16 protein-coding genes, 1 pseudogene and 1 riboswitch are annotated in these 19,999 nt (G+C 66.8%); of the genes and pseudogenes, 11 read left to right on the plus strand and 6 right to left on the minus strand.

Going from position 1 to position 19,999, the window contains the following annotated elements; genetic code table 11:
* Positions 1 to 186: 186 nt before the first annotated feature.
* Complete coding sequence (locus BLS81_RS00005; RefSeq protein WP_093219168.1) at positions 187 to 963, minus strand: sensor histidine kinase; 777 nt, start codon at positions 961 to 963, stop codon at positions 187 to 189.
* A 264-nt stretch (positions 964 to 1,227) separates the two neighbouring features.
* Here BLS81_RS00005 and BLS81_RS00010 point away from each other — a divergent pair, with 264 nt between their 5' ends.
* From BLS81_RS00010 to BLS81_RS00020, 3 genes are read left to right on the plus strand one after another with little or no spacing between them, the layout of a single operon-like run.
* Positions 1,228 to 1,563, plus strand: coding sequence for a hypothetical protein (locus tag BLS81_RS00010; RefSeq protein ID WP_093219171.1), 336 nt, complete (start codon positions 1,228 to 1,230; stop codon positions 1,561 to 1,563).
* Between the two features lie 53 nt (positions 1,564 to 1,616).
* The gene (locus tag BLS81_RS00015) at positions 1,617 to 2,183 is read left to right on the plus strand and encodes an HdeD family acid-resistance protein (RefSeq protein ID WP_093221596.1); all 567 of its coding nucleotides are present in this window, start codon (positions 1,617 to 1,619) and stop codon (positions 2,181 to 2,183) included.
* A 32-nt stretch (positions 2,184 to 2,215) separates the two neighbouring features.
* On the plus strand, positions 2,216 to 3,256 hold the full coding sequence (locus BLS81_RS00020; protein ID WP_176786958.1) for a zinc-dependent alcohol dehydrogenase family protein: 1,041 nt from the start codon (positions 2,216 to 2,218) through the stop codon (positions 3,254 to 3,256).
* Here BLS81_RS00020 and BLS81_RS00025 read toward each other — a convergent pair.
* From BLS81_RS00025 to BLS81_RS00035, 3 genes and pseudogenes are all read right to left on the minus strand, one after another.
* Positions 3,218 to 5,329, minus strand: a pseudogene (locus tag BLS81_RS00025) (copper-translocating P-type ATPase); the annotation flags it as partial. The gene BLS81_RS00020 and the pseudogene BLS81_RS00025 overlap by 39 nt on opposite strands.
* 169 nt (positions 5,330 to 5,498) lie before the next feature.
* The gene (locus tag BLS81_RS00030; protein WP_256325999.1) at positions 5,499 to 6,656 is read right to left on the minus strand and encodes an Acg family FMN-binding oxidoreductase; all 1,158 of its coding nucleotides are present in this window, start codon (positions 6,654 to 6,656) and stop codon (positions 5,499 to 5,501) included.
* Positions 6,640 to 8,121, minus strand: coding sequence for a phytoene desaturase family protein (locus BLS81_RS00035; RefSeq protein WP_093219179.1), 1,482 nt, complete (start codon positions 8,119 to 8,121; stop codon positions 6,640 to 6,642). The genes BLS81_RS00030 and BLS81_RS00035 overlap by 17 nt, the downstream gene beginning before the upstream one ends.
* Before the next feature lie 416 nt (positions 8,122 to 8,537).
* On the opposite strand from BLS81_RS00035, the gene BLS81_RS20580 reads away from it, so the two are divergent.
* The 5 genes from BLS81_RS20580 (at position 8,538) to BLS81_RS00065 (ending at position 12,851) form a co-directional block, all read left to right on the plus strand.
* A complete protein-coding gene (locus tag BLS81_RS20580) occupies positions 8,538 to 8,726 on the plus strand; it encodes a hypothetical protein (protein WP_176786959.1) in 189 nt (62 codons plus the stop codon).
* On the plus strand, positions 8,698 to 9,435 hold the full coding sequence (locus tag BLS81_RS00045; RefSeq protein ID WP_176786960.1) for a Crp/Fnr family transcriptional regulator: 738 nt from the start codon (positions 8,698 to 8,700) through the stop codon (positions 9,433 to 9,435). The genes BLS81_RS20580 and BLS81_RS00045 overlap by 29 nt, the downstream gene beginning before the upstream one ends.
* Before the next feature lie 445 nt (positions 9,436 to 9,880).
* Positions 9,881 to 11,182: a M28 family metallopeptidase gene (locus BLS81_RS00055; protein ID WP_093219189.1), complete on the plus strand. Its 1,302-nt coding sequence runs from the start codon at positions 9,881 to 9,883 to the stop codon at positions 11,180 to 11,182.
* Positions 11,183 to 11,271: 89 nt separating this feature from the next.
* A complete protein-coding gene (locus tag BLS81_RS00060) occupies positions 11,272 to 12,588 on the plus strand; it encodes an Nramp family divalent metal transporter (RefSeq protein WP_093221601.1) in 1,317 nt (438 codons plus the stop codon).
* A gap of 62 nt (positions 12,589 to 12,650) precedes the next feature.
* Positions 12,651 to 12,851, plus strand: coding sequence for a hypothetical protein (locus tag BLS81_RS00065; protein ID WP_143023257.1), 201 nt, complete (start codon positions 12,651 to 12,653; stop codon positions 12,849 to 12,851).
* 39 nt (positions 12,852 to 12,890) lie between these two features.
* Here the strand turns inward: BLS81_RS00065 and BLS81_RS00070 are convergent, their stop codons facing one another.
* Positions 12,891 to 13,766, minus strand: a complete 876-nt coding sequence (locus BLS81_RS00070; RefSeq protein WP_093219194.1) for an aldo/keto reductase family oxidoreductase — start codon at positions 13,764 to 13,766, stop codon at positions 12,891 to 12,893.
* 93 nt (positions 13,767 to 13,859) lie between these two features.
* On the opposite strand from BLS81_RS00070, the gene BLS81_RS00075 reads away from it, so the two are divergent.
* Positions 13,860 to 14,765 (plus strand): LysR family transcriptional regulator, encoded by a 906-nt coding sequence (locus tag BLS81_RS00075; protein ID WP_093219197.1) that lies wholly within the window; start codon positions 13,860 to 13,862, stop codon positions 14,763 to 14,765.
* Positions 14,766 to 15,148: 383 nt separating this feature from the next.
* Here the strand turns inward: BLS81_RS00075 and BLS81_RS00080 are convergent, their stop codons facing one another.
* Positions 15,149 to 16,699, minus strand: coding sequence for a cryptochrome/photolyase family protein (locus tag BLS81_RS00080; protein ID WP_093219199.1), 1,551 nt, complete (start codon positions 16,697 to 16,699; stop codon positions 15,149 to 15,151).
* Between the two features lie 117 nt (positions 16,700 to 16,816).
* Between BLS81_RS00080 and BLS81_RS00085 the strand changes: the two genes are divergently transcribed.
* Together BLS81_RS00085 and cobW are read left to right on the plus strand one after the other, a co-directional pair.
* Positions 16,817 to 18,505: a GH39 family glycosyl hydrolase gene (locus BLS81_RS00085; protein ID WP_093219202.1), complete on the plus strand. Its 1,689-nt coding sequence runs from the start codon at positions 16,817 to 16,819 to the stop codon at positions 18,503 to 18,505.
* A gap of 59 nt (positions 18,506 to 18,564) precedes the next feature.
* A riboswitch (cobalamin riboswitch) is annotated at positions 18,565 to 18,792 on the plus strand.
* Between the two features lie 168 nt (positions 18,793 to 18,960).
* A complete protein-coding gene (cobW, locus tag BLS81_RS00090) occupies positions 18,961 to 19,998 on the plus strand; it encodes a cobalamin biosynthesis protein CobW (protein ID WP_093219204.1) in 1,038 nt (345 codons plus the stop codon).
* Position 19,999: the final 1 nt, after the last annotated feature.

A 19,999-nucleotide genomic window follows, 5' to 3' on the forward strand; every position in this document is an offset into this window, starting at 1 on the left:
CTGGTGAACCGGTCAGCGGCACATGGCCCGCCGCTGCCGGTAGAAGCTGGATGACACCCGGCTGGGTGGTCCAAGAACGGGTAGCGGCTCACTTCGGGGTCGGACTCTAGCTCCAACTGGAGGAAAAAACGGGGGTCACGTCAGACACTGCGCGAAGCTCGGACCCGCCCGGGTTCGGGCACGCCGTCAGGCCGTAGCGGCGCGAGCGACCCTCTGCTGGACGGTTTCTCCGCGTCTGGATTCGGAAAGCGCGCCAAACGGCCGAGCGCGACGATCGATCGAGGGGATCGAAAGCAAGGTCGGCAGAATGATCGCGACGGCGGTCCCCCTGCCGGTGCGGCTGCGGATATGCAAATGCCCGTGGCTCGCGCGGACGAAGTCATGGACGCGAGAGAGGCCGGCGCCACGCGCGCTGCCAGTGTCCGCGCCGCGCCGGGCGCGTTCCCGCACGTCCGGCGCCATGCCGCGCCCGTCATCGCAGATCAGTATCCAGAGCCGCGCACCGACACGGGCGCTGCGCACCAGGATCGTGCGCGCATGGGCAGCATGCGCATTGGCGATGAGTTCGAGGACGCTCGCGTCGAACGCGGCCGGGTCGATCCGCGACCGCGATTCGGGCACGCCGATCTCCAGATCGAACTCGATTCTCGACCCCGCGAGGGCGTTCATCATCGGTGCGAGGCCCGCGAGCCGCACGCCCACATCGATTGCCTGGCAGGACGGCGGATGATCCCCGGCGCGAAGAAGATCGCTGGTCAGGCGGCCACCTTGAATGGCGGCATGCTCGATGGCTTCGAGCAGCGTGATCCGCTGCGTCTGCGCGGGGTCACGGGCCAGGATGTTCTTCGCGGCGACGACGATGCCGAAGAGGTTGCGCAGGTCGTGGATCGCCTGCCGTTGCGGCGGCGACGACGCGAACGAAACCGGCGTGGCTCGTGCCTGTGGGTTGCTCTTGTGGTACATCGTGGGGCCCTCCGGTGTCTGGTTCGAGTCCCTTGTGGGTCAGGCGTCACGCCCGCCCCATTCGCAATCCACCGTACGGGCAAGGCCATATGGTACCGATCCCAGCATGCCGAACGCCGCGCCGCCGGTAACAATCGGGCGGGCGACGACCAGCCATATCGGGAGATTTACGGACAGAGATGGGCGGCGCGTGCGCCTATCGTGACGCCAAGCCGCCGGGCCGCGAGGGCGCCGTCCGGTGATACCGACGTGAAAGGACAGGCCATGCGCGGTTGCTGGATCTGGATCATTCCCATCGCCGCGCTCGCATCGTGCGAACCGCACGCACCGGAGCAACCCGAAAAGCAGACGACGCAAGCGCCCGTGAACCAAGTCGCGGCGGTCATCGCGTTGCCGCCGGGTCAGCGCGAGGGCGTGTTCTTCCGCGCGATCCGCGACGCGGATCTCGACTGCCAGGAGATCAAGACCGTCGAGCAGCTCGCCCCCGAAGGCGGGGCGCAGCAGTGGCGGGTGACGTGTGAGGACCGGGTTCCACACCTCATCTCGATCCCGCCGCAGGGCCCCGCGATCGTCACAAGTCGCACCGCGCCGCGCTCTTGATCGTCGGAACGCTCGCCCGGTGGCAGTCGCAATCGTCGAACACGGAGGATCAAATGGCAACGCATGCATTCGAGGCGCAACTGCGCGTCAAATCGCTCGATACCGAAAGTTGGGGCTGGTTCGTCGGGACCGGCGCCGCCTTGGCCCTGCTGGGGTTCATCGCCTCGGCAAACCTGCTTCTGGCGGCGATCGCCGCGACCTATGTGGTGGGCGCGGCGATGTTCGCGGGCGGCATTCTGATGCTGGTCCACGCCTTTGGTGTGCGGCGCTGGGGCTGGGCCGCCTTCTGGGCGCTGTCGGGCCTGCTATACCTCTCCGCCGCCGCCGCGATACTCTACCAGCCGTTGCTTGCCGCGGGACTGATCGTGCTTGTCCTGGCCGCTTCGATCGGCGCCTCCGGTCTGGTTCGGGTCGGCGTCGCTCTGGGCGCGCGGGGGCATGGCTGGGGCTGGATGCTGGCCTCTGGCCTCATCAGCATCGCGGCGGCGGTGCTCATCGCGATCGGTTGGCCCGCCAATGCGATCTGGGTGCTCGGTTTCATCCTCGCGATCGATCTGCTCTTCCAGGGATCGATGCTGATGCTGGTCGGGTTTGCACTCAGGAGCCGGCGGACGACCTGATGATCGCGCGAGGGGGCGGCCCCATGCCGGTGATGCGCGCCATGGTCTTCGACGGGCCGGGCCAACCGCTTCATGCGCGGGAGAGTCCGGTTCCCCGCCCCGGCCCAGGCGAATTGCTGATCGAGGTCAGCGCCTGCGGAGTCTGCCGCACCGATCTGCATGTCGCCGACGGCGAGATCGCCGCGCAATATCCGATTGTCCCCGGCCACGAAATCGTCGGTCGCGTGGTGACGATGGGGGCGGACGTGAAAGGCTTTGCGGATGATGATCGCGTAGGCGTGCCGTGGCTCGGCTCCACCTGCGGGCGCTGTCCCTATTGTCGCGGCGGCCGCGAGAACCTTTGCGATCACCCGCAGTTCACCGGCGCGACACGCGATGGCGGCTATGCGACCCATGTCATAGCCGACGCGCGCTTCTGCTTCGCCCTGCCCGCGCGCTTTTCCGATGTCGAAGCCGCGCCATTGCTTTGCGCGGGCCTTATCGGCTGGCGCGCGCTCCGGCTGGCCGGGCCGGGCCGCCGTATCGGGCTCTATGGGTTCGGCGCCGCCGCGCATCTGCTGGCGCAGATCGCGATCGCACAAGGGCGGGATGTCTATGCGTTCACACGCGACGACGACACGGACACGCAAACCTTCGCTCGCTCGCTGGGTTGCGTCTGGGCCGGCGGCTCTTCGACCGCGACGCCGGCTCCCCTCGACGCCGCGCTGATCTTCGCGCCCGTGGGCGCGCTCGTGCCGCTCGCGCTCAAAGCCGTGAAGAAGGGCGGCCGGGTGGTGTGTGCTGGCATCCACATGAGCGACATCCCAAGCTTTCCCTATGCCGATCTCTGGGAAGAGCGGGAGATCCTCTCGGTCGCTAACCTCACCCGCGAGGACGGCGAAACCTTCTTCGCGGCGATCGGCGCCATGCCGCTCAAGATCATCACGGAGACCTTCGCGCTCGACGACGCCAACGTCGCGCTCGAGCGGCTGCGCGCGGGCGCGATCACCGGGGCCGCCGTGATCCTGCCCCGCCGCGATGCCCAAAGCCCCGAATTATCGTCCGGGTTCGAGCCTGACCCTGTCGAGCCGTAGGGCGTTCAGCACGACCGTCAGCGAGGATAGCGCCATCGCGGCGCCCGCGAACATCGGCGAGAGCAGAATACCAAAGCCGGGATAGAGCACGCCGGCAGCGATCGGAACGCCGATGCCATTGAACAAAAAGGAAAAGAAAAGGTTCTGGCGGATATTCGCCATTGTCGCGCGGGCCAGTCGGCGGGCGCGCACCATCGCCGCGAGATCACCCTTGGTGAGCGTCAGGCCGGCGCTCTCGATCGCGACATCGGTGCCGGTCCCCATCGCCACGCCGACATCGGCGGTGGCGAGCGCGGGCGCGTCGTTGATACCATCGCCGGCCATGGCGACGCGCGCTCCCCCCGATCGCAGCGCCGCGACGACGCGTGCCTTGTCGGCGGGCCGCAGATCGGCGCGTACCTCGTCGATCCCGCCGAGGGCCCGCGCGACCGCCTCCGCCGTGGCTTGGCCATCGCCGGTTAGCATGACGATCCGCAGCCCTTCGGCGCGAAGCGCCGTAATCGCCGCCTGCGCGGACTCGCGGATCGGATCAGCGACCGCGAGCAATCCCGCCGCGCGCCCATCGACCGCGACCATCATCACGCCCGCGCCAGCGACGCGGTGCCGCTCGGCGGCATCCAACAGAAGCCGTGGATCCGCGCCGACGCCACGCATCTGGGCATCGTTACCGACCGCCACGACGCGTCCATCGACAGTGGCGCGGACGCCAAGCCCCGTCTGAGACTCGAAGCCTTCCGCCCGCCCAAGCGCCAGGCCACGCTGCTTCGCGCCCGCGACGATGGCGCGCGCCAGCGGATGTTCGGAGCCGACCTCGACCGCAGCGGCCAGCGCCAGCAACGCGTCCGCCGGTATGTCGCCAACCGGTTCGACCGCGATCAGCTTCGGCTTACCTTCGGTGAGCGTACCCGTCTTGTCGATCACCAGCGTATCCACCGTGTCGAGCGCCTGGAGCGCTTCGGCGTTCTTGACGAGCACGCCCGCCCGCGCGCCGCGCCCGGTGCCGACCATGATCGACATGGGCGTGGCGAGCCCGAGCGCGCAAGGGCAGGCGATGACCAGCACCGCGACCGCATTCAACAGGGCGTGGCCGATGCGCGGCTCTGGCCCGATCAAGCTCCAGACGAGAAACGTGACGACGGCGATCATCACCACGGCCGGAACGAACCAGCTCGCGACACGGTCGGCCACTGCCTGGATCGGGGCGCGGCTGCGCTGCGCCTCGGCTACCATCGCGACGATGCGCGCCAGCATGGTGTCGGCGCCGACGGCCTGCGCCTCCATGATCAGGCTGCCCGTATCGTTGATGGTGCCGCCGGTGAGCCGATCGCCCGGCGCCTTGGACACGGGCGCCGGTTCTCCGGTTAGCATCGCCTCGTCCACCGATGACCGCCCGTCGATCACCGTGCCATCCACCGGAATTGCCTCACCCGGTCGGACGCGCAGCCGATCCCCCACCGCGACGTCCGCGAGCGGCACGTCCCGTTCGCCGCTCGCGTCGATGCGGCGCGCCGTCTTGGGCGCGAGATCAAGGAGCGCGCGAACCGCGCGGCCGGTGGCGGCGCGCGCCCGAAGCTCCAGCACCTGCCCTGCCAGGACCAGCGCCACCACCACACCCGCGGCTTCATAGTAAACGGGCGGCATGCCGCCGTGTGTATGCGCGGTCCCCCGGAATGCACCGGGCGCGATCGTCGCGCCCAGACTGTAGAGGAACGCCGCTCCGACCCCGAGGGCGATGAGGGTGAACATATTATAGTGGCCGGAACGAACCGACCCCCAACCTCGCTCGAAGAACGGCAGCCCCGCCCAAAGCACGATCGGCGCCGTAAGCGCGAGCTGGAACCAAGGCGACACCGCTGCCGGGACCAGGTGCAGCCCCAGCATCTCTCCGCCCATCGAGAGCAGGAGCAACGGCACGCACAGGGCCGCGCTCACCGAGAGGCGACGCGTGAAATCGAGCAGTTCGGGGCTTCGGTCCTGATCCGTGCTCGGCTCGACAGGTTCCAGCGCCATGCCGCAGATCGGGCAAGCACCTGGACCATCTCGCCGGACCTGCGGGTGCATCGGACAGGTCCAGGTTCCAGCAGTGGACATCAACGGCGCCGCAGCACCGCTCCCGCCACCCACCTCGCCGTCGCGCGCGACGCTGAGCGCTCCTTCTTCTCGATTGCCGAGCATAGCGGACTCCCGCATTCTAAACGATCCCCCCGCATGCGCGTTCCAATATCCGCCACGGCTCGCGCTTCTACAGGGAAGCGGCGCCAGAGACGATCGCGCTCACCGGCCGCCGGGCCGAGAACGGCATGGCGGACCCATGGCCGAACCGCATCACGATATCCGGTCTGCGATCGGGCAAGCCAGCCCAGCGCGCGAGTTCGCCGCGCAGCGCGGGAACTTCGACGGGTTGATTGACGAAGGCGCATTTCATGCCGAGCGCGGTCGCCTGAAGCGCGAAGCGCTGGCAGGCCCGCCCTGCCTGTACCCAGGATTCGCGGGTGGCGCCTCGCGCTACGAAAATGGCGATGCCCGCCGATGAGCGTAGCTGCCTGGCATATTTGTCGTTTTCGGCATCGACGCGGAACGCCAGATCGAACATCAGCCGACCCAGCCACGTCGGCGCGATCGGGTTTCCGCTCAGGACGCTGAACAAGCCATCCCCGCTCGCAAGCGCCGAACGAGGATTGAAGCGGAGCCAGCCCCTCAGTTCACGCAGGAATGCGCGATCGGCCATTTGCGCGCGATTGCCGGCGACCACGAGGTCCAGCACGCTTTCGATCTGCGCGCGAGCGGTCGCGATGATTACATCGACGCCGCGCACTTCCGCTGCAACCTCTAGCGCCTTCAGGTCGGAGACGGCGGCAGGGTGACCGTCATATTCCGCCCGCGTTGATTGGCGGCGCGGGATCGCCTCGAACAATGGCGACGATTCCGGTCGGCCCGGCGCGAACTCGAGAAGGATCTGACCGGAGCCGGCGAGATCAGACCACACGGCCCCTCCCCGGCCTCGCGCGGCAGCCGCCAGCACGAGGTTCTCCAGCGCGCAGCCGAGGCTCACGAAGAGATGATGGTCGTCGGGATCGACCGCTGGGGTGCGACGGCTGTAGTCTGGACGGATTCCGATACGGTGTGGATCGAGCTGGAAACGCCACGGCTGCACGTTGTGGCCGCTCGGCGCCAGCGCGGCGTATCGTACGAGGTCCAACAGTCCGGCGCGGTCGCCGAGCGGCGCACGCTCGGCCGCGACCGCCGCAGTGTAATCCGCCATCGAGCCGGTACGCGACGCATCCAGCGCCGCCGCACCGCCGGCTCCCGCCACGACCAAGCCCCCGCCGACAAGCATCTGGCGGCGGTTCATCATCATCGTGCCCGACGAGAACGAGACGTCGCTACGCGAAGACGACATGGTCTTCCCGACAGATTGCCTGCACCGCCGATCGTGCCGTCATCAGGCCGCTTGGAAGGCCGCCGCCGGGTTGAACCCAATGGCCAGCCATCAGGAAGCGCTTCAGGTGCGGCAGCGTCTGTGGAAGAGTGCCAAAGCCGGTCTCCGGGGTCATCAGCCAGCCTTCCATGCTGCCCTGCCAGTTTCCGGTGAAGCGGATGACGGTAGCCGGCGTGGAGACGTCAACGATCTCGATATCGTCACGGACACCGGGAAGGCGCCGACCGAGAACCTCGATCACGGCTTCGGCGGCGCGGTGTTTCGCCGCTTGGTAGGCGGTGGCATCGTCATGGCGCAGGCCGGCCCACCATGCGCTGTTCCGTGTCGGCAGGAAGCAGGCGACCGCCGTCTTGCCCGCGGGAGCAAAGGTCGGATCGTAGTTGAAGATGCGGAACGCCAGCGCGTCCAGGCGGGTCAGCGGATCGACCTCGAACGGCGACTCGGCGCGGAGCGTGAGATAGCCCGGCTCACCGGACAATGGGCGTGCCAAGCCGAGGGAAACTTGCACATAGGAGGGAAAGGCCTCGTAGTGGGCGAAGGCCTTATCGAACGCCGGATCGTGATAGCGGCCGCCAAGAAGCGCGTGCAAAGTCGCGTGACCGTCGGCCGCCGAGATCACCCAATCGGCCGGGACGATCTCGCCAGAATCGAGCACAACGCCACAGGCGGTATCGTTTTCGACGAGGATGCGTTCGACGCGGATCTCATAGCGGATCGTACCGCCGAGCGCCTGCAGACGATCGACGACCGATCGGATGAGGGCCTGCGAGCCGCCGATCGCATAGCCGGCGTTTCGCCCGCTCATCCAGGCCAGCGACAGGATCAGCGCAAGCGCCGAGAGGTTCGGCGTCGCCCCATCCCGAAAGAAGGAGCGCAACAGGGGGTTGCGGAAGCGCAGGCCGTAGTCACCGAGGCTGATATGCGCGAGACGCCAGACGAGTGGCAGATCGGGCAGCATCCTGAACATGCTCGCTAGCCTCGCGAGCCCGGATTCGCCGATCGGCGGCATCGGCAGATCGACGAGTTGGCGGACTGCCTTGGTCAGATGCCGGATTTCGTTTTCGTCCTCCGGTCCCACGGACAGGAGTTCCGCCTCGAGCCGCCCGACATCGGTGTAGATGCACAACTGCGCGCCACGCTCATCCTCAATTCTCAGGAATTCGTCATGGTCGACGAAGCGGAGCGAGTCGATTTCGCAGACCTCCTGCCATTCGGCGTGCAAAACGCCCCCGGGCCGCGAGCCCACGAGCCAGTGCATACACGTTTCGAAAACATAGTCGCCGCGTCGCCAGCTCGTGGCGAGGCCACCGGCACGATCATGCTGCTCGACGAGTTCGACGGCGTACCCGCACTTGCGCGCATACACCGCCGCGCACAGCCCGGCGATGCCGGCGCCGATGACGACGATCTTGCGTTCACCCGGCATGACGTTCGACCTTCTGGCGCGAGATATGCGCCGGCCCCCGCATGGCCAAAATGCGCGCGCCAACGCCCGCCTCACGCCGGAGGACTCGAGCCGCTCTGCCGCTCGCGACCGTCGCCCCGTCATCGGCGACACCGGGGAGCGCCCTCGCGAACGCGTCGCTATCGGGGTTGGCGGCGGTGTATGACATCGATGTCGTGTCCTTGCGGGGGTGCCGTCCGTCATCGAGAACGATCTGTGGTCGTCGCGCAAATACAGCTTTGGTCGGCGGGGTAGATATTCGGGTTATTACTGAAGAACCCCTCGTCTCGGCGACGGTAAACACGCTACCAACGGCGCCGAAACGATCTTGGGAAAACTACGTGTGTCGCCGTCGAGACGCCCGGGTCTATATGGACGGACATGCCAAGGAGGATCGTATGAGCGATCCAAATGCTTATGATCGTCGCCGGGCCGCTGAAATTCGCCAGCGCGCGGCGAGCATTCAGAATGTGGCGCTACGTCGACAATATCTTGAGCTTGCCAAGATCTATGAAGCGCGCGCGGCATCGGCGGGGGCTGGCGCACGAGGTAGGCACGATGGTGATCGACGCATCGACAATCCGTAACCGCCTGCTGAAGCTGATGCCAGCCGACACGCTCGAGCGCCTGCTGCCGCATCTGCGGCCAGCGGTCATGCTGAGCGGAATGACGATCGACCACATCGATGGCCCCATCACGCAGATGTACTTCATCAACCGCGGCCTCGTTTCGCTGGTGAAAGTGATGCGGGATGGCCGGACGGTGGAGGTCGGTGCCGTTGGAATCGAAGGGGTGACCGACCCGACCGCCCTCTTCGGCATCGATGAGGCGATCGTCGAGACGATGGTCCAGATTCCCGGGGACGCCTTTCGCATCGACCGGAGGATTCTGGTGGAGGAGATGGCAACCGACCCCGCGCTTTCGCGGGTGATGCAGCAATATACCCGCTTCGCGATCGGCCAGTTCGCGCAAACCGCAGCGTGCAATCGGCTCCACACGCTCGAAGAGCGGTGCTGCCGCTGGATTCTCACCGGCCAATATTGCGCGGGATCAGACACGTTCAACCTAACCCACGAGTTCTTGGGGATGATGCTCGGCGGTCCACGTTCTAGCGTGTCGCTCACGGCGAAAGTGCTTCAGCGCGCGGGCTGCATCGATTACGTGCGAGGCCGCCTGACCGTGCTGGATCGCGACGCGCTTGAATCACTGGCGTGTGAGTGCTATTTTGAGACAAGAAATGCGATCGCCGTACTCTATGGGGCGGACGATTCGTCGCAGTTGATCGCTTCGATCTGATCTATGTTGGATTCGAACATACGTCGCCGAGTACCCCTGATTACCTTCCGGTCGGAAACCGTTCAAATTTCGACTCAGGAGTTAGCTATGATAAACCGGCGAGGTTCATTGCAAAATGAACTGCACGCCGTCAGAATAGCGATCATCGACGCCGAACGTGACATCTTGCAGTGGAACGCCCAGCGCCAGCGATCGTCTTTGGCGGGGCTGAACTGCGCGTCCCGGACGCGCCACCTTGAAGCGCGTTTGACCGCGCTACACCAGCGCCGGGCAGCCCTCATCGCGAGGATAACTGCGGGGGACGACGATTCCTTCCCCAAGGTGCCCCCTCCGGCACCGATGCAAGATAAGCCTCACCGGATCGCCTGATTGCCTGGGTGACCCCGCCAGCAGGCGGTCGCGCTTGGCGGTTGAAGGTTGTCGGCAATCGCGCCACGGTCGGCGCATGCGTATCCTGCTCCCACCGGTCCTTTCGGCCGCCATCCTGTCCGCCTCGCCTGCAGTGGCGGAAGCGCCCGACCCGGCGCGTCTGAAGGCGACCGTCGAGAAGCTGGTGAGCTTCGGCACCCGCCACACGCTTTCCTCGCCCGATGACCCCGTGCGCGGCATCGGCGCGGCGCGGCGCTGGGCGGGAGCGGAGTTGACCCACCTCGCCGATGCTTGCGGTGGCTGCATCACCGTCGCGAACATCGCCCGCACCTTCACCGGCCCGCGTGCGCCGCAAGGCGCGGAGATCGTCGATGTGCTGGGGTTCCAGCAAGGCACCGAGCCCAAGCGAGTCGTCATCGTGGGCGCGCATATCGACAGCCGCGTCACCGACGTGATGAACGCCACCGCCGATGCTCCGGGCGCCAATGACGACGGCTCGGGCGTCGCGCTGGTGCTGGAAGCGGCGCGCATCCTCTCGAAGGAGAAGTTCCGCGCCACGATCGTCTACGCGATCTTCTCCGGTGAAGAGCAGGGATTGTGGGGCAGCCAGTTGCTCGCCGAGACGGCCAAGGCGAAGAACTGGACCGTCACCGCGATGCTCAACAACGATATCGTCGGCAACACGATCGGCCAGAACGGCGCGCGCGTGGCGGATCGCGTACGGGTGTTCTCCGAAGGCTTGCGCGCCGCTGACGACCTGCCCGCGTACCTCGCGGCGCGCGGTAACGGCGGCGAAGACGATTCGCCGTCGCGCAGCCTCGCCAAAGCGGTCCGCGACATCGCAACCTCGCTACCGGGCGGCCTCGACGTGTTCGTCGACCGTCGGCCCGACCGGCTCGGACGCGGTGGCGATCATGAACCATTCCTCAAACTCGGGTACCCGGCGATCCGCTTCACGGTCGGCGCGGAGAATTGGGATCAGCAGCATCAGGATATCCGAACCGAAAACGGCGTCAGCTACGGCGACACGGTCGACAAGATGGATTTCGACTATCTCGCCAAGGTGGCCGCGATCAACGTCGCGACGATCCGCCGCCTCGCCGCCGCCCCGCCCGCGCCGAACAGCGCCACGATCACGGGCGGCGGCACCGACGACACGACCGTCGCGTGGCAAGCCGTTCCGGGCGCGACACGCTATCGCATCCATTGGCGCCGTACGGATGCACAGGACTGGCAGCGGGCGCTCGACGTGCCCGCCGCCGAGACGACGCATCTCCTGAAGAACGTGGTCGTGGATGACTGTTTCTTCGGCGTGAGCGCGGTGGGGACCGACGGTGCGGAAAGCGTGGTGACGTTCGCCGGCCAGCCCGCGCGGTAAAGGCGTCTGCTTCTCTGATCGTGCGCTTCGATCAGTCTCATTACGCGAGATCAATGGTCGTGCGGCGCAGCGCTTGCTACGGGCCCCCCATGTCCTACAAACTGCCCGCCGTCGCGACCGCTCCTTTCTGCCCGTCCGAAGTTCGTGGCGCGGTCGCGGTTCCCGCCGGCTTGCCGCTGTGGCGCAAGCTGCTCCGCGCGGCCGGGCCGGGTTTGCTCGTCGCGGTCGGCTATATGGACCCAGGCAATTGGGCGACCGATATCGCGGCGGGGTCGCGCTTCGGCTATGATCTGCTTTTCGTCGTGCTGCTCACCAGCCTCGCTGCGATCCTGTTGCAATCGCTGGCGATGCGGCTGGGCCTCGTGGCCGGGCATGATCTCGCGCGAATGGCACGCGAGCGATATTCGCGCGGCGCGACCGTGGGGCTCTGGCTGCTTGCGGAACTGGCGATCGTCGCGACCGACGTGGCGGAAGTGCTGGGCAGCGCGCTCGCCTTCAACCTGCTGCTCGGCGTGCCCCTCTGGCTCGGCGTGTTGTTGACGGCGCTGGATACGATCGTCGTGCTCGGGCTGAAAGGCAACGGCTTCCGCCAGGTGGAGGCGATCATCCTCGGGCTGGTGACGACGATCGCGGTGTGCTTCGCCGTGCAACTCGTCATCGCCGGCCCGAGCCTGTCAGGCATCCTGCATGGTGCCGTCCCCAAACTCGACGTGTTCTCCGATCCGCAGGCGATCTATCTCGCGGTCGGCATTCTCGGCGCGACGGTGATGCCGCACAACCTCTACCTGCATTCGTCGATCGTCCAGACGCGCGTGACCGCGCCCGGCGAAGCCGCGCTCAAGCAATCGCTGCGTTTCGCAACCGTCGATATCGTCGTTTCGCTGCTGCTCGCGACATTGGTCAACGGAGCGATCCTGACGCTGGCGGCGGCGACCTTCCACGACAGCGGCTATGCCAATGTCGCGGAAATCGAGGAAGCCTATCATCTGCTCGCGCCGCTGACCGGCGCGGCGGCGGCGGCGATCCTGTTCGGCATCGCGCTGTTCGCCTCCGGGCAGAGCGCGACCTTCACCGGGACGATCGCGGGCCAGGTCATCCTCGAAGGCTTCCTCGATCTCAAGATTCCCTGCTGGCAGCGCCGCATCATCACGCGCGGGCTGGCGCTGGTGCCGGCGCTTGCTGGCGTGCTGTGGCTGGGCGATCACGCGGTCGGCAAGCTGCTGGTGCTGACGCAGGTGGTGCTGTCGCTGCAACTGCCGTTCGCGATCTACCCGCTGATACGCTTCACCAGCGATCGTGGCATCATGGGCGTCCATGCCAGCGGCGCGGCTGTGCGTGTCGCCGCCTGGGGCGTGTTCGCGGTGATCGTCGCGGCCAATCTGTGGCTGATCGTGCAGATGGTGTGAACGCGTTTCGGAACATCGCCGACGCCGGGGCATTTCTCTGTGACCACAACAGGGAAACGCCCGTGACCGACCAGCCCCCGCCCCGCAATGCCGGCAAGGCCGCCATCGTCGTCGTCGCGATCGTCGTCGCGGTGATCGTCGCAGTCTTCATCGGGCTGAACGCATCGCACTACAGGTCGCTTCAGCAGCAGCAGAACGGCCAGGACGCGCCCGATTCCGCCAAGCGCGGTCCGCAGGATCTCGGCACCGAGAACCAGCAATAGCCGACATCCCCGACGCCGCAGCGTCGGGGACTGAGCGGATCAGGCGACGACGCTCGCCACCGCGTCCAGCTCGATCAGTACCGCCTCCGACAGGTCGAGATCGGCGGCCGCGAGGTTCTCGGCCAGATGCGCCACGCTCGACGTGCCGGGGATCAGCAGGATGTTCGGCGCGCGCGCCAGCAACCAGGCGAGCGCAACCTGCATCGACGTCGCGCCGAGCCGCTCCGCCACCGTCGCCAGCCCGTCCGACTGGATCGGTGTGAAGCCGCCAAGCGGGAAGAACGGCACATAGGCGATGCCCTGCGCGGCGAGCGTATCGACCAAAGCGTCGTCCTCGCGATGGACGAGGTTATACTGGTTCTGCACGCACACCACCGGCGCGATCGTCTGTGCCTCGGCAACCTGCGCGGCGGTCACGTTGCTTACACCGAGGTGTCGGATCAGCCCCTGTTCGCGCAACCGCGCGAGCGTCGAGAATTGTGGCTCGATCGAACCTTCCGAGGGGACATGTATATCGCCCATCACCCGCAAATTGACCACGTCGAGTACATCGAGCCCAAGGTTGCGCAGATTGTCGTGCACCGCCTGCGTCAGTTCGGCCGGGCTTTGCGCGGGCAGCCACGAGGCATCGTCGCCGCGCACCGCGCCGACCTTGGTGACGATCGTGAGGCCATCACGATACGGGTGAAGCGCTTCGCGGATGATCTGGTTGGTGACGTGCGGGCCGTAGAAATCGCTCGTGTCGATATGGTCGACACCCGCCTCGACGGCGGTGCGCAGCACGGCGAGCGCCGCGTCGCGATCCTTCGGCGGTCCGAATACGCCCGGCCCGGCAAGTTGCATCGCGCCATAGCCCATGCGGTTGACGGTGCGGTCGCCCAAACGGAACGTACCGGCTTTGGCAAGATCGGTCATGACACATCTCCTTGTTGGTGACGGCGATATGGACTTCGCTCGATCATCCGATAAGCCATCACAATCGGAACGGGCCGTGCGAAGGATCGAACAATGGCGACGGAACTCGACGATCTCGCGACCTTCGTCGCGATCGTGCGGGCGGGCGGCTTTCGCGATGCCGCGCGCGCGAGCGGCGGCTCGGCCTCGGGGCTGAGCGAAGCGGTCAGGCGGTTGGAAGCACGGCTCGGCGTGCGTCTGCTCCACCGCACCACGCGCAGCATCGCGCCGACCGAGGCGGGCGCGCGCCTGTTCGAGCGGCTATCGCCCGCGCTCGCCGAGGTCCGCGCCGCGCTCGACGTGGTCAACACCTTCAGGGATCGCCCCGCCGGCACGCTGCGGCTTAACGTCCCCGCCAACGTCGGGCGCACCGTGCTGCCAGCGATTCTCCCCGCCTTCCTCACCGCGTACCCGGACATCCGCGTCGAAGTGACCGTCGAAGACGGGTTCGTTGACATCCTCGCGTCGGGCGCGGACGCCGGCATCCGCTACGAGGAGCGGCTCGAACAGGATATGATCGCGGTCCCGATCGGCCCGCGCACGCAGCGCTTTCTCACCGCCGCCGCCCCCGCCTATCTCGCTGCGCGCGGCCGGCCCGGCCATCCGCAGGATCTGCTCGGACACGCCTGTTTGCGCGGGCGCTTTTCGGGCGGTGCCGGCCCGGTGTGGGAATTCGAGCGCGCCGGCGAGATCGTCCGCGTCGATCCGACCGGTCCGCTCGTCGCGCAACCGGGGCTCGCCTGCGACCTGCTCATCGAGGGCGCGATCGCCGGTCTGGGTGTCATCCATCTGTTCGAGGACTGGCTCGCGCCGCATATCGCGCGCGGTGCGCTCGAGACCGTGCTCGACGATTGGTGCGAGCCGTTCTCCGGCCCGATCCTCTATTATCCGGGCCGCCGCTACCTGCCCGCGCCGCTGCGCGCCTTCGTCGACTTCATCAAGGCGCATCCGTACGAATGAGCCTCTTCCCTTGAAACATCAGTAGGTTGCCCCATATTCAGGTAATTGTTCAACGACGGAAAGGAGGTGGTCGAATGTCTCATTGTTTCATGCCGCTCATGGCGGACCTGCTGAGCACGACTCCCGCCCGCGGGGCTGTCCGGCTCTAACGGACCAAGCCATCAGTGGCTGGCAATGGAAAGGCCGTCCCGCAAGGGGCGGCCTTTTGTCTTGGCGCCACCCCGCCCCCCCGTTGGTCCCGCCCCCCCGTTGGTCCCGCCCCTCCGTTCGTCCCGAGCGAAGTCGAGGGACCGGCCCGGCGCGCGGGTGCCTCGACTTCGCTGGACACGAACGGTTGCGGACAAGGGCTTTTCGCTCAAATGCTATCTACCAGACAGAGCACTTCACCGCGCCCAGCCCGCTTCGGCCGGCTCCAGCGCATCGAGAAACGCCTCCGCACTCGCCCGATACGCTTCCCGCACCTCCGGCTTCATCCGGTCCCAGGTGCCGTACATATTGGCCATGCGCCGGTTACGCCGGAAGCGGCCTTCGTGCCGAGCGAGAAAATCCCAGTACAAAGCATTGAACGGGCAGGCATCCGGCCCGGTCTTCTGCTTCACATCGTAACGGCACCGCCCGCAATGGTCTGACATGCGATCGACATACGCGCCGCCGCTGGCATAGGGCTTGGTCGCCATCCGTCCGCCGTCGGCATGCTGGCTCATGCCGATCACATTGGGCAGTTCGACCCATTCATAGGCATCGGCATAGACGACGAGGAACCAGTCCGCGACCTCCTGCGGCCGCACCCCCGCAAGCATCGCGAAATTGCCGAGCACCACGAGGCGCTGGATATGATGGGCATAGGCATTGTCGCGCGTGTTGCGGATTGCTTCGGCGAGGCACAGCATGTCGGTCTCCCCGGTCCAGTAGAAGCCGGGCAACGGCCGCGTCGCCGCCAATGCATTGGCATCGGCGACATCGGGCATCTCCAGCCAATAATAGCCGCGCACATATTCGCGCCAGCCGATGATCTGGCGGATGAAACCCTCCGCTGCGTTGAGCGGCACATGCCCCGCCGCATAGGCGTCCGCCGCGGCGCGCGCGACCTCGATCGGGGTGAGCAGCCCAAGGTTGAGCGCGGGGCTGAGCCAGCTATGGTACAACCAGTCCTGCCCCGTCACCATCGCGTCCTGATAGGTGCCGAAATCGGGCAGTGCGGTGCGAACGAAATGCTCGAGCGCGCGCCGCGCCTGCGCCGCCGTGACCGGCAGCGAGAAGCTTTCCAGCCGCCCGAAATGCCCGGCGAACCGCTCCGCCACCAGCGTCATCACCTCGCGGGTGATCGCGTCGGGAACGAACGCCATCGGTTCGGGATAGTTGAGCCCGCGCTTGGGTGGCACGCGGTTTTCGTTGTCGAGGTTCCACTGACCGCCCTCGGGCCGGCCGTTCGCGGTCATCAGCAACCCCGTCTTGCGGCGCATCTCGCGGTAGAAGAACTCCATCACGAGATCGTCGCGCGATTGCGCCCAGGTCTGAAATTCGAGGATGCCACAGATGAAGCGATCGTCTATCAGCAGCTCGACCGGCACGCCGGAACGCTTAGCCCAGCCCTGGATCATCGTCAGCACGCGCCATTCACCCGGCTCGACGGTGCGGATCGCGTTGGGCCGGTGCCGCTCGACCGCGCGCGCGATCTCGCCGGTGAAGCTGCCGCTGTTGGCGGGGTCGTCGAGCCGCACATAGTCGACCGCCCAGCCGGCCGCACGCAACTCCTCCGCGAAATGACGCATCGCGGAGAAGATCAGCGCGATCTTGGCCTTGTGGTGCCGCACATAGGTCGTCTCTTCAGCCACCTCCATCATCAGCAGCACCGCATCGACGCGCGCGACGCCCTGCAAGGACGCGAGATCATGCGAAAGCTGGTCGCCGAGGATCGGAATGAGGATGGTCATGCTAGCATCCAACGCGCCGGAGGCGCTGCGGATGCGTAGATGCGGGTTGTGTCGTCGCTATCCTGCTCTACACGCACGTCTTTGCAGCCGGAATCGCGGCGCGACGGGAGAGGACGAATGATGATCTGGAAGACGATCGCGGCCACAGTGGCACTGGCCGGCCTCACCTTCCCGGCGTTCGCGCAAGACGGTACACCGCGTCAGGTCTCCATCACCGTCGATGCCAGCCGCAGCGTCGGCAGCTTACCGCCGACATGGCGCTTCTTCGGCGCCGACGAGCCGAATTACGCGACGATGAAGGACGGCCGCAAATTGCTGGTCGAACTCGGCGCGCTGAAATCGGGCGATGTCTATTTCCGGGCGCACAATCTGCTGATCAGCGGGGACGGGACGCCCGCGTTCAAATGGGGCAGCACCAACGCCTATACCGAGGACAAGGCGGGCAAGCCGGTTTACGACTGGACGATCGTCGACGGCATCATCGACACGTACCGCGCGCAAGGCATCCACCCCTATCTTCAGATCGGCTTCATGCCGGAGGCCCTGTCGAGCGCGCCGACGGGCGTGCCGTACCGGCACGCCTGGCAGCCTGGCGTCGATTACGGAAAGATCGCGACTGGATGGAGCTATCCACCGAAGGACTACGCGAAATGGGGTGAACTGGTCTATCAATGGACCCGCCATAACGTCGAACGGTATGGCCGCGCTGAAGTCGAGCGCTGGTTTTTCGAAGTCTGGAATGAACCCAATCTCGGCTTCTACTGGCGCGGCAGCCCGCAAGATTTCTACAAGATGCACGATTACGCCATCGCCGGAGTACGCCGCGCCTTGCCGACCGCGCGCGTCGGCGGCCCGGACGTGGCGGGCGCGGGCGGCGCTTTCATGGACGGTTTCCTTCAGCACGTCACCACGGGCAGGAACTATGCGACCGGCCGGATCGGCACTCCGACCGACTTCCTTTCGTTCCACGCCAAGGGCAAGCCCACCATCGTCGACGGGCACGTCCGGATGGGCATCGCCACGCACCTGATGGCGGCTGATGGGGGCTTCACCAAAGTCCTCTCCGTCCCGACCCTCGCCGGCAAGCCCGTCGTCATCGGCGAGAGCGATCCCGAAGGCTGCGCCGCCTGCCCCGGCCCGGAGAATGCCTATCGCAACGGCACGATGTATTCGAGCTATACCGCCGCCAGTTTCGCGCGGATCTGGGAACTCGCCGCCAAGCGCAAGGTCAACCTGGCAGGCATCATATCCTGGTCGTTCGAATTCGAGGGCCAGCCGTGGTTCGCGGGCTATCGCCAGCTTGCCACCAACGGCGTCGATTTGCCCGTGCTCAACGTCTTCCGCCTGTTCGCGAAGCTCGGCGAGACGCGGCTCGCCAGCACCAGCAGCGCGCAAATCCCGCTTGAGGCCGTGATGGCGAACGGCGTTCGGGGGACGCCGGACGTCGGCACTCTCGCCACCCGCGCCGCCGACGGCAAGCTCGCGGTGCTGGTCTGGCACTATCACGACGACGATGTCGCCGGCGCCGACGCGCAGGTCCGCATCAGCCTGACCGGCCTGCGCCGCGCAGCCGCGTCGGCGACGGTGTGGCGCGTCGACCCCACCCACGCGAACGCCTTCGCGGCATGGCGCGCGATGGGTTCGCCGCAGTCGCCCGACGCGGCGCAATACGCCGCGCTGGAAGCCGCGTCACGGATGCACCCCGAAATGGTTGACGTCATCCCCGGCGCAGCCGGCGCGGCGACGCTCGACCTGCGGCTCGCGCGGCAGGGCGTCGCGTTGGTTCTGCTCGACGGCGCGCGCTGAAATCGAGAATTGGCAAGCCGTGCGGCTTGGGTTAGATGCAGCGGCGAAGCCCGTGATCGGGCTTCGATGATCGCGCCGGTGCCCCGCGAGGGGCTTGAATGGGAATGCGGTGCGGGGTTCTCCCCAAATCCGCGGCTGTCCCTGCAACTGTGAGCGGTGAGCGAGGGCATCATGCTCCTTCGGGAGCGGCCACTGGACCGGCGCATCCGCTGATGTGCCCTCTGGGAAGGCGATGCCGCAGCGTTGACCCGCGAGCCAGGAGACCTGCCGGCGATATGGTCGCTCTTGCTTCGGTCCAGGGGATGGCCGCGGCACGGTTCTCCGTCTGAGCGACGAGCCTGTGCGGCTGGGGCTGCACCGGTGCGTGGCACGGGCGGCATTCGGCGCCCGTCCGTCGTCGCGTGCCGAACGAAGTGTTGCCCCGCCCGGTCGTTGCTTGCGCCGCGGGGAAGAGCATGTCCGATCTGTCCAAGGTGCCCGTCACCATCGTCACCGGCTTTCTGGGCGCCGGCAAGACGACGCTCATCAGCCATCTAATCCGCCAAGCGGGGGGGCGCCGGCTGGCGGTCGTCGTCAACGAATTCGGTACTCTTGGCGTCGATGGCGACATTCTGAAGGGTTGCGCGATCCCCGACTGCCCGGCCGAGAATATCGTCGAACTGGCCAACGGCTGCATCTGCTGCACCGTCGCGGACGATTTCATCCCCACCGTGGAGATGTTGCTCGCGCTCGATCCACGCCCGGATCACATCCTCATCGAGACATCGGGCCTCGCGCTGCCGAAGCCGCTGCTGAAAGCCTTCGATTGGCCCGCGATCCGTTCGCGGATCACCGTGGACGGCGTGATCGCGCTGGCCGACGCCGAGGCGGTCGCGGCCGGGCGCTTCGCCCCCGACGTGACCGCGCTCGACGCGCAACGTGCCGCCGACCCGAGCATCGACCATGAGACGCCGCTGTCCGAGGTATTCGAGGACCAGCTCGGCTGCGCCGACCTGGTGCTGCTGACCAAGTGCGATCTCGCCGGTGCCGAAGGTATCGCCACCGCGCGCGCGGTGATCGCCGCTGAGACACGCAAGCCGCTGCCGGTCATCGAACTGGTCGATGGCGTGGTCGATCCGCGCGTCGTGCTCGGTCTCGGTGCGGCGGCGGAGGACGATATCGCGGCGCGGCCCTCGCATCATGACGGCGAGGAGGAACACGAGCATGATGATTTCGACAGCATCGTCATCGAACAGGGCGATATTGTCGCGCCTGATGACCTGGCCGGACGCATCGAGGCGATCGGGGCGAGCGGCGACGTTCTGCGCGTGAAGGGCTATGCCGCCGTCGCGGGCAAGCCGATGCGGCTTCTGGTGCAGGCGGTCGGCGCGCGGGTACGCACCCACTACGACCGGCCCTGGGGCGTCGACGAGCCGCGCCTGACCCGTCTGGTCGTGATCGCGGAGCGCGACCGGCTCGATCCGGCGGCGATCCGGGCCGCTCTGACCGCTTGAT

It is taken from the genome of Sphingomonas sp. NFR15, assembly GCF_900103265.1.
GTDB classification, from domain to species: Bacteria; Pseudomonadota; Alphaproteobacteria; order Sphingomonadales; family Sphingomonadaceae; genus Sphingomonas; species Sphingomonas pollutisoli.

Excerpts from the sequence above, each read along its gene's own strand:
- BLS81_RS00005 (WP_093219168.1), bottom strand. The coding sequence starts at position 963 with ATGTACCACAAGAGCAACCCACAGGCACGAGCCACGCCGGTTTCGTTC.
- BLS81_RS00010 (WP_093219171.1), top strand. The coding sequence starts at position 1,228 with ATGCGCGGTTGCTGGATCTGGATCATTCCCATCGCCGCGCTCGCATCG.
- BLS81_RS00015 (WP_093221596.1), top strand. The coding sequence starts at position 1,617 with ATGGCAACGCATGCATTCGAGGCGCAACTGCGCGTCAAATCGCTCGAT.
- BLS81_RS00020 (WP_176786958.1), top strand. The coding sequence starts at position 2,216 with ATGCGCGCCATGGTCTTCGACGGGCCGGGCCAACCGCTTCATGCGCGG.
- BLS81_RS00030 (WP_256325999.1), bottom strand. The coding sequence starts at position 6,656 with ATGTCGTCTTCGCGTAGCGACGTCTCGTTCTCGTCGGGCACGATGATG.
- BLS81_RS00035 (WP_093219179.1), bottom strand. The coding sequence starts at position 8,121 with ATGCCGGGTGAACGCAAGATCGTCGTCATCGGCGCCGGCATCGCCGGG.
- BLS81_RS20580 (WP_176786959.1), top strand. The coding sequence starts at position 8,538 with ATGAGCGATCCAAATGCTTATGATCGTCGCCGGGCCGCTGAAATTCGC.
- BLS81_RS00045 (WP_176786960.1), top strand. The coding sequence starts at position 8,698 with ATGGTGATCGACGCATCGACAATCCGTAACCGCCTGCTGAAGCTGATG.
- BLS81_RS00055 (WP_093219189.1), top strand. The coding sequence starts at position 9,881 with ATGCGTATCCTGCTCCCACCGGTCCTTTCGGCCGCCATCCTGTCCGCC.
- BLS81_RS00060 (WP_093221601.1), top strand. The coding sequence starts at position 11,272 with ATGTCCTACAAACTGCCCGCCGTCGCGACCGCTCCTTTCTGCCCGTCC.
- BLS81_RS00070 (WP_093219194.1), bottom strand. The coding sequence starts at position 13,766 with ATGACCGATCTTGCCAAAGCCGGTACGTTCCGTTTGGGCGACCGCACC.
- BLS81_RS00075 (WP_093219197.1), top strand. The coding sequence starts at position 13,860 with ATGGCGACGGAACTCGACGATCTCGCGACCTTCGTCGCGATCGTGCGG.
- BLS81_RS00080 (WP_093219199.1), bottom strand. The coding sequence starts at position 16,699 with ATGACCATCCTCATTCCGATCCTCGGCGACCAGCTTTCGCATGATCTC.
- BLS81_RS00085 (WP_093219202.1), top strand. The coding sequence starts at position 16,817 with ATGATGATCTGGAAGACGATCGCGGCCACAGTGGCACTGGCCGGCCTC.
- cobW (WP_093219204.1), top strand. The coding sequence starts at position 18,961 with ATGTCCGATCTGTCCAAGGTGCCCGTCACCATCGTCACCGGCTTTCTG.